Here is a 14,566-nt window from a genome sequence, read left to right as displayed (position 1 = left end):
TACATAATTATTTTTTTTGTTCTAGCAGCTCACTAAAGAGCGTTTCCCACTTTAATATAATTCTATCCTTATCGAATTTTTCATTCACTAGCAGCACTTCGTTTTGAAGTTGCTCTCTATATTCCGTATTCCCAATTAACATTTCTAACTCTTCTTGATATTTTTTCATGTCAAATGGAGCCACCAGTATTCCATTCTTTTTGTGGTCAATGACATCTTTTAGTGATGAAGAACATTCAAATGCCATTGGCACACAACCATAGTTTCCTGCTTCCACCAATACCATCGGCAGTCCTTCACAAGATGATGTCATGCAAAGAATTGATGCATTTTTATATTCTTGTTCTGGCTTCACAAACCCCACCAATTCAATATTTTGAATATTCTTCCGATCTATATATTTTTGTATTCTCTCTTTTTCAGGTCCATCTCCTAGTATCTTTAATTTCCATTCAGGATATTTTCTATAAATTTTCCCCCAAATTAATATTAGCCTATCAACTCTCTTGTCTGAAAAAGTTAATCTCCCTACGAATAGAATTGTTTTTTCTTTATTAATTAAAATGCTTTTCTCTACAGCATTGGGGGAGAATGTTGTAAAATTTGAGATAGAAACAATCTTTCCCGAGTTTTCCCCAATCACTTCGGAAAAATCACTTTCAAATCCACTAGACAAAACAACAATTTTATCGCTGTTATTATACATGTCTTTGAAAAGTCTCCGAATACTCTTTTTTGCCATAAATATTTTATATGGCCTACCAATAATCCTTTTAAGGTTTAAAGCTTGTTCTATTGAAAAAAAGTTTGCAAGTTTATTTAAACCATTTTTTTCAATTGCTACTTGATGGTACGGTGCCAAATGAAACGCTGTTACTATTGGTATATCAAAATTGATTTTTACATATTTAATGAAGTCTGTGTAGCGATGAGACTGATTTAAAACAATATCTATTCCCTTTGAAATCATTAAATTCTTAACAAATTTAGTTGATTCTAAATCACAAAACGTATCAGTTTGTATAAAGAACTTTTCACAAACTGACCCACTATCCTCACTAACTCCATTTTCCTTGTTAGATAGGAAGTATACGGCATGTCCCTTCTTAATTAATTCTTCAGCCAAGTTACTGGACATTCGCTGTATTCCTCCATGATTGGGGCATATTTCATCATGATAATAAATCAGTATATTCATTTTTTTCTCCTTCTAAATTATTGAAATTTATTTTCACATGCACTTTATGCTAATCTACTCTTCCATTTTCCTTATACATTTTATTGAAATAATTTTGGTATTCGCCAGAGATAATGTTTTGCCACCATTCTTTGTTATCTAAATACCATTGAATTGTTTGTTGAATACCAGTATCAAAGTTATACTTAGGTACCCATCCTAATTCTGTTTCTAATTTCTTAGGATCAATAGCATAACGCATATCATGTCCTTTTCTATCCGTAACATATTTAATTAATGTTTCTGGTTTATCTAATGCTTTTAATATAGTTTGTACTACTTCTAAGTTCGTACGTTCATTATGTCCACCTACATTATATACTTCTCCTACTTGTCCTTTTCTTACAATAAGATCAATAGCTACACAATGATCATATACATGTAACCAATCTCTTACATTTTCCCCTTTACCATATACTGGTAATTCTCCATCTTCTAATGCTCTAGAAATCATTAGAGGTATTAATTTTTCAGGGAAATGATATGGTCCATAGTTATTAGAACATCTAGATATAGTAACTGGTAATCCAAATGTACGATGATAAGCTAAAACAAATAAGTCTGCTGAAGCTTTAGAAGAACTATATGGACTAGATGTATGTAATGGTGTTTCTTCTGTAAAGAACAAATCAGGTCTATCTAGAGGTAAATCTCCATAAACCTCATCCGTAGATACTTGATGGTATCTAGTGATACCATATTTATTACATGCATCTAATAAAGTAGTAGTACCCATAACATTTGTTTTTACAAATATTTCAGGATCTTCAATACTTCTATCTACATGTGATTCAGCAGCAAAGTTAATAACAACATCAAACTTTTCATCTTCAAATAGTTTATAAATAAATTCTCTATCTGCAATATCACCTTTTACAAACTTATAATTTTCTTTTCCTTCTACAGGAGCACATGTTTCTAAGTTACCTGCATATGTTAATGCATCTAAGTTTACAATCATGTCTTCTGGATACTTATCTACCATATAGTGTACAAAATTACCACCAATGAATCCAGCTCCACCTGTTACTAGTATTTTCATTATTTATCCTCCATCAGATTGTTTTTGATCCATTCTACACTATTATTCACACTTTCTTGTAGCGAATATTCTGGTCTATAACCCAATTCTTCATACAATTTATTACAATTGATTTTACTGTAATCCATCGAAAAAGAGTCTTTGAACTCTCCAAAACCAAGTTTGATATCAGGATTTATAATATTTCTTATTTCAGTCCATAGTTCTTTAAACGTTAATAAATCATTGCTATGACTTCCTATATAGTAACTAGTATTATTTTCCCCTTGTTCCCCAATTAATGACAATGCCTTTGTTAGATTATGAATATATACCATATCGTATTGAGAATTCCCGTCTATCAACCTTGGTTCTGCCCCTTCTATAATCTGTTTCATTACTACGTTAGGCAATTGCATAGAGTAATTACCTTCTCCGTATACCATAGCACACAAAGCAGAACAAATAATAATTTCATGTTGATTGGCTATCACTTTACACATCATTTCAGATGCCAATTTAGACGCTGCATAAATACATGTGTTTCTAGGAATAACATCCTCATTATAAGCTATTTGTTGAACTTCAAATTGATTAGCCGTTCCAATAAATACAAATTTTTTTACACTCATCTCGATTGCTTTTTTTAAAATCATGACTGTATACTTAGCATTCTCCAACTGCATATCAACATCATTTATCGCATTTGCCAAAAGACCTCCCTTTAATGCAAAATGATACAGCACATCAACATCTCGATCCTTAATTATTTTTTCTAACTGATCATATTCACTAAATGACGCTTGTTTGAACGAAAAGTTAGAAAATTCAAATAAATCTTTTACTCTTGAGTCATCCACATCAATACCGATTACAGTTACATTACTTCTCAGCAATCGTAAACATATCGATTTTCCAATAAATCCTCCAACACCCGTAATTATAACTTTTTTCATTATTCGTCACCTGTATATTTAAAATTAATATCACACTCTGACAAAAATGGTGCATCCTGGTCTTTTTGAGAAACGATTGGATCCGATATTCCCCATTCAATACCTATAGTAGGATCATCCCATCTTAGTACTCTTTCTGTTTTGGTATCATAGATATCATCACATTTATATTGCACTTCCGAATTGTCCTCTAATGTCATATACCCATGACCAAAACCTCTAGGAATATAAATTTGCTTAAAATTTTCAGCTGATAGTTCAACGGCATCCCACATCCCGTAAGTTGGAGACCCTTCTCTTAAATCAACAGCTACGTCGAGTATACTCCCTCTAGTACATCTTACTAATTTTGCTTGTGCAAAAGGATCATTTTGGAAATGAATAGCTCTAATTGTTCCTTTTTTTTCTGTAAAAGCATGGTTATCTTGTACAAATGTATTATTGATTCCTAATGGTTCATATGTATTAATTGCATAGGACTGCATGAAATAGCCTCTATAATCATAAAATACATTTGGTTCTATAACAAAAACTCCTGGTAACTTAGTTTCTACTTTTTTCACTTTACTTCCCCTCTTTTCTTACTTCTTCAACTAATCTAATTTGTGTTAATAACTCTTTATACTCTAACTCTCTAATATTATCATCTGTTATACATTTATAAAACTTATCAATAGACTTGTAGAAAGTATCATCTCCTCTAACAGAAATAGTAGACTCTTGATTATTTTTATTGATTACTATTGATGTTTCAAAACCTTCTGGAGCAGTAAATACTCTGCCTGTATAAATAGTTCCATTACTTCCCCATACTTCAATATCACATTTATAAGCATTATCCATACCGAATGACACTTGTCCTATTACATCACTGTTTGTAAGCATTACACTTCCAAACAAGTCAATATCATTTTCATTATATACTAATTTAGAGGCTATTACTTCCAAATCATGCTCCATTAATTTAGACATTAATCTAAGTGGGTATCCTCCACAATCAAGTAATGCACCACCACCTAAGTCTTTGTTATAACGAAAATCATTACTTAATCTTTTAGGAAAACCAAAATTAGTTCTAATCAGTCTCGTTTCACCAACTTCTTTAGTATCTATTAATTCTTTTAATAGATCTATTTGATTATGATATTGAAACATATAATTTTCATGTAGTGCTAGTGACTTGCTATTTGCTAGTTCTACAAGCTCTAATGTGTCTTTCTCATTTGTAGTCGATGGTTTCTCTAAAAAAACATGTTTGTTATTCTCTAAAGCCAACTTGGCCCATTTATAATGTAAAGCTGGTGGTAATGGAAGATATATTGCATCTATAGATGGGTCGCTAATAACCGATTTATACCCTTCATATATATTTCCACCGTACTCTTTCATGAAATCTTTTGCTTTATTAATTTCTAAATCTAGTTGTGACACGGAAGCATTATCCCATTCATCAGAAGTTGGATACGCCACACCTACATATTCAAACGAATCATGGTTCAAAATAGCAGGCATAAATCTTCTAAAAGCTATTTCTGATGGACTAATTACTCCAATACGTATTTTATTCATTAACAAACCTCCATTGTTGATAATAAATTTCTAAGTTGTATATTTAAACAGTTGTTAACTAAATTCAAGTGATTTAAGGCACGATAAGATAATAATGAGTATTCTAAAGGTAACTCCTTTAAGTCCTCATACTCTACATCTAAAATAATATTTCTGTTTTCTTCATGATAAAATCTTCCGCCTTCTTCTGATAAAATAGAATCAAAAGAAACACTTATATTTCTATCTATTCTGTCTTTAAAAAGGACTTCTATAGCATCCTCTTGATAAGTTTCACCATATTCTTTTTGTATTGTTGGTCCGATTTCCATTGCATCAAAATTACCAATTTCTGGTGATAACTTTACTAAATATTTATACTCTCCATTAATTATTGTTCTAATCAATCCAAATAAAGCAATACCATTTGCTTTAAATAATGGCTGTTGCCATTTAGTTACTTCTCTTCCTTCTATTTCAATATCATATATATTCACTTCGTATGGGAAATCACTCTTACATGATACTCCTAAATTAGATACATTCCAATTATCTAATTCATATAATGAGACAATTTTAGCTTCATTGTAGTTAAACATCTTGTAATTATTTATTTTATGATATATAGACGTGATTTCATCAATATATTCTATCGAATGTATTGATTTCTTAAATTCTTCTGATAAATAATTGAACTGACAATCAATATCACTAGCGTTTACATCAACAAGTGGTAAACATGATAATACAGTTCTAGTATCCATATTCACTAAATTACGATACTTCATAATTTCTTTTATCTCACATAAAGTCATCCATCTAAATCTCGGTAGTACTTCAACATCTCCAGTCACCTTAATAATCATATTTCTATTTCTTTTTTTATAAAATCTTGAAGACTGTTCTGATTGTATTTGATCTGCAATTATTTGATACTCATTTGCATTAATGAAGAAATCTAAATAATCAGGTTTCTTACCTCCATGTTTTTGAGTGAAATTGCTTTTAGTAGCTTGTATTGTAGGCGAAATCTGAACACAGTTAATGTTTCCTGGTTCTATTTTCGCTTGCATCAAATACTTTGTAACTCCTTCAAACTCTTTACATATAATACCAAGATAGCCTATCTCATTTTGTATGATGATAGGCTGTTGTATTTCTTTATTATTCACATTTCCTTTAATTCCGGCAATGGAAAAGAAAGAATTATTACGATTCTTTATATATCCTGTTCGAGTATCTAAAAACCAAAAAGAGTCATCACTCATTTCACTTGTTTTTATGTCTACATGTGTTGTTTCATTTAAATGATTAATCCACTCTAATAGTTCTTCCATATTACATTCTCCTAAAACTGAAATTTACCATCTAATATCTCTTTTAGATATTTTCCATATTGATTCTTACTATATAGCTGACATCTTTCTTCTAACTGCTCTTTTGTAATCCAACCATTACTATATGATATTTCTTCCAAACAAGCTATTTTTCTGTTTGTGTAATTCTCCACAGTTTGCACAAATGAAGTGGCATCAGCAAGAGATTCATGAGTACCAGTATCTAGCCATGTAAATCCACGACCAAGTAATTCTACACTTAATTTGTTTTCTTCTAGATAAATTTTATTAATGTCTGTAATTTCTAACTCACCTCTAGCACTTGGCTTTAAGTTTTTTGCATATTCAACCACTTTGTTATCATAAAAATATAATCCAGTTACTGCATAGTTAGACTTTGGATTAACAGGTTTTTCTTCTAATGATAATGCATTTCCTTTATCATCAAATTCAACTATCCCAAATCTTTCTGGATCATCTACATAATATCCAAAAACAGTCGCTCCTTCTTGTTTCTTTTCTGCTTCTTTTAATCTTTTTGTTAACCCATGTCCATAGAAAATATTATCTCCTAAAATCATAGCAACGCTATCACTTCCGATGAATTCTTCACCTATAGTAAAAGCTTGTGCCAATCCGTCAGGACTTTCTTGTACTTTATATTCCAAGTTAATCCCATACTGGTTACCATCGCAAAGCAAATCTTTAAATCTTGGTGTATCCTCGGGTGTAGAGATTATTAAAATATTCTTTATACCTGCTAACATTAGGGTTGATAATGGATAATATATCATAGGTTTATCATATATTGGTAATAATTGTTTACTTGTTACTTGTGTAAGAGGGTATAATCTTGTACCACTCCCACCTGCTAAAATTATGCCTTTCATTTTAACGCCTTCCCATTTTGAATTTTATAAAAATTATTTTTATAGAAAAATGCATCAGATAAAATCCATTTTTTTATTAAAATTTAGTTATTTACTAATCCGAGTTCTTTACATACCATCTTACAAAATTTTCAATCCCTTTTTCAATAGTCACTTGAGGATAGTAGTTTAATTTTTCTTGTGCCCTACTAAAATCACTAAACGTAACTTCAACATCTCCAGGTTGCATAGGCTTAGTAATAATCTCAACCGGTTTATTTAAAGTTTTAGCTATTAAATCAATTAGATCAATTAGCTTAATCGGATTCGAACCGCCCAAATTAAAAATATCATAAATACTTTCATCTCGTGAGAGATAGTTTATTGCTGCAATAGTTCCTGAAACAACGTCTGAAACATATGTATAATCTCGTGCCGTTGATCCGTCACCATACATTTCAATCTTACTGCCGTTAAATATTAATCTTGTAAACTTATTAATTGCTAAATCTGGTCTTTGCCTCGGTCCATATACTGTGAAATATCGAAGGCAAGCAATATTAATATCATATAACGAATGATATGTATAACAGATTAATTCTCCAGCTTTTTTTGTGGCTGCATAAGGAGAAATAGGGTTATCCACAGGGTCCTCTTCTGAAAAAGGTGTTTTCCTATTATTTCCATAAACTGATGATGATGACGCAAAAATAAACTTTTTTATTCCGTAATTTTTTGCACATTCAAGTAATTTAGTTAGTCCATCCAAATTTACCGAAATATATTCTAAAGGTTCTTCAATTGATGGTCTAACCCCTGCATTTGCAGCTAATGAAACTATCGCATCAATTTTATATTTACTAAAGACCGTGTTTAGAAACTGTGTGTCTCTGATATCCCCTGTAAGCATCTGGAAATTTTTGCCATTATCTTTTGCAGTAGCTTCTATTAATTTCACATTGTTTTTCTTAATCTCGACATCATAATAAGAATTAAAAGAATCTATTCCGATAACGTTTATTCCTTCTCTAAGTAATTGCTCACATAAATGTGATCCTATAAATCCTGCAGCCCCTGTAACTAATATTATTTCTATTCTATCTGCTTTCATTTTTCTTATCCCTTCTCTGTATCCATATTAACTAAATTCTCTTAATCTTAATAAAACAGATCAATCCAATTATGAAAATCAATATTATCAAAATTTGTTTCTACTTCTTTATATTCCTTGGCAATAAAATCATTAAGCTGATCAAAATAGTTGTCTGAATCTATGACCAAAGTATTTTCAGGATTAAAATACTTATATGTTCTTATGTTGGTTTGGGTAGTGATAAGTTTTTTCTCCAAAAAAATTGATTCTAAATATCTAATCGATGGCGCGTGTTGATTAACATCATTGATATCCAAAAGACACTTAGATTGTTCTATATATTTTAAATTTTCTTCATAATTGACATACTTATCACTTTTAATAGATTTGCTTTCTGCTCCAACAACTTTAAAAAGAACACTTAGTCCTGCTTTTTTTAATTCTCCGTATAATTTTAAGATTTGAGGTTCTCTATCTTTTGCGTTTCCAATAAAGTAAACGTCATAAAGATAGTTAGTGGAATTATTTTTTTTTACCTTTCCTGAGTATGGATAGTGCATAAATTTTAGTCCATATTTTTTGGCATCTACATTATCATAAGTATATATATTATCAAAAAAAGACATTTTATAACAGTTTTCATTTGTTATTTCGTTTTGAAAATAAAGGCACATATTCACTTTTTTTTTCTTTAAAAATTTCACGAAAGATATGCTAAATGCTGAATCAGTAACTACGATCACATCTTGTGAATTAGCAATCCAATCTAGTACAATGGTATTAATAATATATGCAGGGAATGCAATATTTAATTTAGTATATATTTTCTTCAATATGCGACAAGATATTGTTTCCCTTGTGGAACATACGCATTTCTCTTCTAAAGGATAGAAATACATCCCTTTATCTTTAACAATAAATAAATTATTCATTTAAGCACTCCGCCTTTCCGCGAACATTAATATCTATTCTTTAAATTAATAAAAATTTCACATTTCCTTAAGATTACTTCTTTTGAACTTTAAATCAAAAGAAAAACTACTACTTTCTTTTAAATCAAGCACAATATAAAATATTATCCAAACCGAAATAGTTTCAACTATCCAAGTTTGAAATCCTAATCCAGTAACAAATACCAAAAATATCATTATTAGATGATTTGATTTATTTTTGCATAAAAAAACAAGTTTTGTATAAAAATAAGCCACGATACTAACTGCCAGCATCCCCCCATTGTGTAAAATCATATAGAAGGCATTATCCATTACATATTCCCCCATAATACTAGATGGGCCTACCCCAAAAAAGAAGTGGTTTTCTAAAAAATACATCAAATCATTTATAGCCCCCGTATCCGCATCAAAACGAGTTGATAATATCTCCATTGGGGTTGATAACATCAAAATGTATCTTGCAAAATTAGATCCAAAAACATTTAAAACAAGATTATATATTTGATTATAGAAAATAATAAAAAGCATTGCAATAAGAAATACGCCTATCACTGAATATTTTTTGGGGGCTGTAGATTTACTTTGAATAAAAAGCCTCACCATATTTAAACAGTAAAAAATAACTACTCCAAAAATAAAACTTTTGGATGCTGATAGAATCCCTATATATCCCGCTATAAAAATCAAAATCCATTTAAATAGAGATTTCAATTTGTGATCATACATTGTCAAAAAAGCTATAGCATAAGTACCGAAAAGACCCATGTGCATCGGGTAGGCAAACAGTCCATTGAAACGGTTATAGTAACCGTATTTTGTAGAATATACCATATATTCGTATTCTTCATTTGATAAATATGTATCCAAAAAAGTCATTGATAAATCTAAACTAGATTTTTGAAATAAAATGAAAACAAAATTTATTATTAGAACGATTCCTATCATTTTAGCAGTTTCACAAGTATAATCTAAATTTTCCAGACTTTCATTCATTATCCAGACCTCTAATAAAAATAGCAGAATTTTTATTGCACCAGTAACACAGCTAAGATATGTTACAAAGTCTAATCTACTAAATACTAGCCAAGATACACTGTAAACAAGATATACCAATATTATTAATTTAAGATATGCATTAAAAACAACTGGGGGTTTTTTAATTTTTGGTTTTGTTCGCAATATAAGTATTAAAAAATACAGAACAGCCAAGTAAATAGAGTCAATCTGCATTCCAAATATCTGAATATCTGGAGAAATAATTAAATAAGACATCATAATTGCAAAAGTGGTTCTACCACCACAATATATAATTGTTGATATTAACAAAAATATAGTTAAAAACAATAAGCCCATTTAATTTACCTCCTTTAATAAAACTTCTTTTTCAAACATTTTAACTACATCCTTTATATTATAGCCACTAGCTGTCAGATTAAATTGACATTCATCAATAGATAATCTGTCATATTTATCTACTATCACATTTGCCCACTTATCAGCGGGCGTTTCGATATCGAGCAAATGCACATTATCATTGATTTTGACATCATTTGAAATAGTATTAGATATAAAAGAAGATAGCCCATTTGCTTGAGCTTCAATAACAGTATTTGGCATCCCCTCATAAAAAGAAGGGAAAACAAAAGTGTCCATAGCTGATAACAATGCAGGAATATCATTCCTAACGCCTAATAAAAACACCTTATTTGATAAGCCTTTATTTTCTATATATGACACAATATCATCCTTGAGCTCGCCTGTGCCGATCAAAAGTAGACAAGAATTGGTTTTTATTTTGTTGAATTCACTAAAAATATCTATTAAAAACCTATGGTTTTTTTGATTGCTAAATCTCCCTATGTGTCCCATGACAAACTTATCATCAATCTTCAAATCACATCTAGTTTTCTTTCTCAAATCTTCATTAAATAAAAAGTCATCAATAGGAATTCCATTTTTCAAAATCAAAACCTTACCGTTTTGATATTCTTGTTTTCCAAACATAAAAATTGCTGCTTTATCAGAAGGGGCAATTTTTACATTTGCAAAAATTTTGGGCAGAAAGGAAAACATTTTATGAAAAACGGCTTCTATCCCAGTACCCATCGTTTGGGAATTGCTAGATCTATAAACCCTTGTTTTAGCGCCTGCAAGCCAGCCAATTAACAGCTCTATGGCAGAAAGTGAGTGTTGCGAAGTTCTTAGAACAATTTTATAATTATTATTCTTTATTGTGCAGTAATAACTAAAGAAGGATTTAATAGGGTTTTCGCTTTTTGGAACCACCCTTATTACTCTACCGCCCATACTGCATATTTCGTCATCATAAAATCCTTTTTTCTTAGTAGTGACACAAAAATCCATTTGATACTTAGACTTGTCTAATTCTCTGTATATTTTCATTAAAAAAGTTTCTGCACCACCAGCATTCATGCCACCAACTATACATAATACGCGTTTCATTTTATAATTACTCCTTCTGAACTTTCACCCATTTTTTGAATTATTTTTCTATATACAGCTCTAATAACATTCATCTTTTTTAAAGGATACTGTTCCCACTTTATTGCAATTTCTTTGAAATAAACCTCTCCTGTTAAATCAGATAAAACTAGTAAAAGATTCACATGAAGATTATGATATGCAGGGCTAGCGATTAAACCAGAGCGATCGTAATAAGTCCAATATCCCATGTCATATTTACAAAGAGTTTCTTTTAATGTGTCTATCGACTTTAAGTAAATCTCCTCTACTTTTTCATTTTCTATAATTTGTAAATAATCATACATACCAAAAAGTGAAAAAATCCAGCCATTCAAAACCGTTACCTTTGGATGTGACAAATTTTCGTCTATAGATGGATACTCTTCTAAATAAATTTTTCCATTTTCGTGAAGTATTGTTCCTCCACTTTCGACATCTAAACACATAAATTCTATAGCTTTAGTCGTGGCATCAAGCCATTTTGAATCTCTATTGCAGACATAAGCACGTAGCATTACCGATATAGCTTCACCTTGCCCCATGGATGAGACAGAAAAATATTCATATCCAATAGGACCAAAACAGTTCCAAGATCCATCATTTTTTTGATTTAGAATTACCCATTCAGCTAATTGAAGAAATTTATTTTTATAACTATTATCTTTTTCTAGCAAGAATTTATCCCACATGCCCAAAGCGTATTGAAAAATACTAATTGGGAAGTAAACAAGATCTCCGTTTCCTATCAAATTTAACGGTATTCCTTGATCGTCTAATAAAGTATCATCATTTACTTTTCCAGTTAAATCATTATAGTATCCTAGAATTTCGTTTTTTGAATAAATTTTCCCAACCCCCTGGGGTATAGCAACACGATTTCGTCCTGTGATAATTTTAGTCCAACGCTTAAGAAGCGCAATTTTACCAGACACTTTCATCTTATTCCTCCTTAATTAGATATGTATGCAATAAATTATAGTTTTTTTCTGCTTGAAAATTTTCTTTCCAATAATTTCTACATGATTCTCTTAATTGTATTTTTGTTTCCTTGTTTTCAGATAGAATAAAATATTTTATTCCATCAAAAAGATCCTCATTTTTAAAATCATCTCTCATTAATTTTCCTGTTACATTGTCAATAACAATCTCGGATGTACCCCCTACATCAGTAGCGAGAGCCGGTATTCCAAAGCTTATTGCTTCCATAATTGAGACCGGTAGTCCTTCGCTAGAACTCACATTAACAAATAAATCAATTGGATTATTTTTATAAAATTCCAAAACATCAGAATTTGATAGTGCCCCAAAAAAAGAAACTTTAATGTTTTTTAACCTTTTTTTTGCCAGATTATAAACTTTGTTGTATTTAGTACCATCACCTATGTGTACCCATTCAATATTAGTATATTCATTTTGCAAAAGTTCAAGTGCCAAAACAAGTTTATCCAGTCTTTTTACAGACTCCACTCTAGAACAACTTACAATTCTAAATTTACCGTCAGCAGAATAAGGAGCTATACCATAATCTAGGGTACCGAGTAATGATGTCATTATTTTATTAGAAAAATTCGGATATTTTTTCTTTAGATAACTTGTTCCATTTTCTGAGCAAGGTAACACATTATCACATTCTTCTAGTAGAAGATTCCTGAAAGGAAGACGTTTTATTAAACTACGTTCTTCATATAAATCATAGCGATGGGCTCTACTAAAGAAAAATAGCGAATTATACTTATTATTGATTTCAACACCTAATTTTGCAGTACTAAAAAACCAATAACTATATAATATAAAATCATTATCACAAAAATCACGTAAAAGTTTTGAATCAATTATTTGAGCCGATAAATGTTGGTTCTTTTGTTCAAAATATCCGACGAATATTTTTTGTAGTATGTTTCTGCAATCCTGCATTTCATACATGATACTTTCATCACTGGAAATAATATACTTGCTTCCTTTGATTACACTCTTCGCCTTGTCAAAACGAGACATTCCAGATAATTTGATGGCTTCTACATTTTTAGGAAGAGGCCTAATTATTTTATCACAGTCCTGGACATCACAAGAAATGATCAAAATTTTATCATAGTAATTAGACATTATTTTAATTTCATTTTCTATAAATGTTTCGCCAAGTCCGAATGGATAAAATTTTGTTATAAAAACTAAGTTCATTAATTTTCCCCCTTATTCCTTTTAATCACTATCTATTAAAATATATTCTTTTTTTTATAGCATTGTACGCCCATCCTATAGCACAGTAAAAAGATTTAATAAATGATAATTTTTCAATATGCCTATATATGTACCACGTTCTTTTAAACGCTTTAATTTTGTTTGAACTAAGAGATTTTGGTACTCTTCTATATTTTGCAAGTACAATATTTTGACCCTTGAATTCAGTCCCACTTTTTAAAATTTGTAACCATGTTGCTGCATCTTGACCACGTCTAACATTTGGCATTATCAACAATTTTTTATCAATAATATCTAAGTCAATTATTACACCTACTGTTTGAATGATGGTATTGCGTAAAAACTGATTATATGACATGCTTTTCGGCATTGAAATGTATTTATTCAATGAAACCCCATCTATATCAATTTTCTCATAATCGCAACAAGAGAATCCATAACCGTTTTTTACTAAAAAATCAATTTGCATAGTTAGTTTATTTGGGACCCATAAATCATCAGCATCCAAATAAGCAATAAAACGCCCTTGCGCTTCGTCAAGACCTTTATTCCTTGCAACTGCAGCACCGGAGTTATTTCTCAACTGGATAAATTTAATTCGTTTATCTTTTCTTGTAAATTTTTCTACTATTAAACTTGTACCATCACTAGAACAATCATCAATAATGATCATTTCCCAATTTGTATAATCTTGCTCTTGTACAGAGCGGATTGTTTCTTCAATAAGGTCCTCACTGTTAAAACAAGGAGTAATAATTGATACTAATTCATTCATACTATCCAAACACATCCTTTTTGTATAAATTCTTCAAATTATTTTTAATTCTTTTTAACATTCATTTGCATGATAAACAGAAAAATATTTATTT

The 14,566-nt window shown here is 30.3% G+C and carries 14 protein-coding genes; all 14 read right to left on the bottom strand.

Annotated elements, in window-relative coordinates; genetic code table 11:
• Positions 1-7 precede the first annotated feature (7 nt).
• Complete coding sequence (locus tag LRR82_RS10635; RefSeq protein ID WP_249029425.1) at positions 8-1,198, bottom strand: glycosyltransferase; 1,191 nt, start codon at positions 1,196-1,198, stop codon at positions 8-10.
• A 49-nt stretch (positions 1,199-1,247) separates the two neighbouring features.
• A complete protein-coding gene (rfbB, locus tag LRR82_RS10630; RefSeq protein WP_249029424.1) occupies positions 1,248-2,279 on the bottom strand; it encodes a dTDP-glucose 4,6-dehydratase in 1,032 nt (343 codons plus the stop codon).
• Positions 2,279-3,214, bottom strand: coding sequence for an NAD-dependent epimerase/dehydratase family protein (locus LRR82_RS10625; RefSeq protein ID WP_249029423.1), 936 nt, complete (start codon positions 3,212-3,214; stop codon positions 2,279-2,281). The genes rfbB and LRR82_RS10625 overlap by 1 nt, the downstream gene beginning before the upstream one ends.
• The gene (gene rfbC / locus LRR82_RS10620; RefSeq protein WP_249029422.1) at positions 3,214-3,777 is read right to left on the bottom strand and encodes a dTDP-4-dehydrorhamnose 3,5-epimerase; all 564 of its coding nucleotides are present in this window, start codon (positions 3,775-3,777) and stop codon (positions 3,214-3,216) included. The genes LRR82_RS10625 and rfbC overlap by 1 nt, the downstream gene beginning before the upstream one ends.
• Before the next feature lies 1 nt (position 3,778).
• Positions 3,779-4,783 (bottom strand): Gfo/Idh/MocA family protein, encoded by a 1,005-nt coding sequence (locus LRR82_RS10615; RefSeq protein ID WP_249029421.1) that lies wholly within the window; start codon positions 4,781-4,783, stop codon positions 3,779-3,781.
• The gene (locus LRR82_RS10610; protein ID WP_249029420.1) at positions 4,783-6,099 is read right to left on the bottom strand and encodes an NDP-hexose 2,3-dehydratase family protein; all 1,317 of its coding nucleotides are present in this window, start codon (positions 6,097-6,099) and stop codon (positions 4,783-4,785) included. The genes LRR82_RS10615 and LRR82_RS10610 overlap by 1 nt, the downstream gene beginning before the upstream one ends.
• Positions 6,100-6,110: 11 nt before the next feature.
• A complete protein-coding gene (gene rfbA / locus LRR82_RS10605) occupies positions 6,111-6,989 on the bottom strand; it encodes a glucose-1-phosphate thymidylyltransferase RfbA (protein ID WP_249029419.1) in 879 nt (292 codons plus the stop codon).
• A gap of 94 nt (positions 6,990-7,083) precedes the next feature.
• Complete coding sequence (locus tag LRR82_RS10600) at positions 7,084-8,079, bottom strand: SDR family NAD(P)-dependent oxidoreductase (protein ID WP_249029418.1); 996 nt, start codon at positions 8,077-8,079, stop codon at positions 7,084-7,086.
• 47 nt (positions 8,080-8,126) lie between these two features.
• Positions 8,127-8,993 carry a hypothetical protein gene (locus tag LRR82_RS10595; protein WP_249029417.1) on the bottom strand — a complete coding sequence of 289 codons (867 nt, stop codon included), beginning with the start codon at positions 8,991-8,993 and terminating at the stop codon, positions 8,127-8,129.
• Positions 8,994-9,050: 57 nt separating this feature from the next.
• On the bottom strand, positions 9,051-10,367 hold the full coding sequence (locus LRR82_RS10590) for a hypothetical protein (protein WP_249029416.1): 1,317 nt from the start codon (positions 10,365-10,367) through the stop codon (positions 9,051-9,053).
• Entirely contained in the window at positions 10,368-11,477 is a 1,110-nt protein-coding gene (locus LRR82_RS10585) for a glycosyltransferase family 1 protein (RefSeq protein ID WP_249029415.1), read from the bottom strand.
• The gene (locus tag LRR82_RS10580) at positions 11,474-12,436 is read right to left on the bottom strand and encodes a D-glucuronyl C5-epimerase family protein (protein ID WP_249029414.1); all 963 of its coding nucleotides are present in this window, start codon (positions 12,434-12,436) and stop codon (positions 11,474-11,476) included. Before LRR82_RS10580 ends, LRR82_RS10585 begins: the two co-directional genes overlap by 4 nt.
• 1 nt (position 12,437) lies before the next feature.
• The gene (locus LRR82_RS10575) at positions 12,438-13,676 is read right to left on the bottom strand and encodes a glycosyltransferase (RefSeq protein WP_249029413.1); all 1,239 of its coding nucleotides are present in this window, start codon (positions 13,674-13,676) and stop codon (positions 12,438-12,440) included.
• 28 nt (positions 13,677-13,704) lie between these two features.
• Entirely contained in the window at positions 13,705-14,472 is a 768-nt protein-coding gene (locus tag LRR82_RS10570; RefSeq protein ID WP_249029412.1) for a glycosyltransferase family 2 protein, read from the bottom strand.
• Positions 14,473-14,566 lie beyond the last annotated feature (94 nt).

The sequence above is a fragment of the Tannockella kyphosi genome (assembly GCF_021054785.1).
GTDB lineage: Bacteria > Bacillota_I > Bacilli_A > Erysipelotrichales > Coprobacillaceae > Tannockella > Tannockella kyphosi.
Note: the sequence above shows the minus strand (reverse complement) of the source record. Positions and strands in the feature narration are given on the sequence as shown.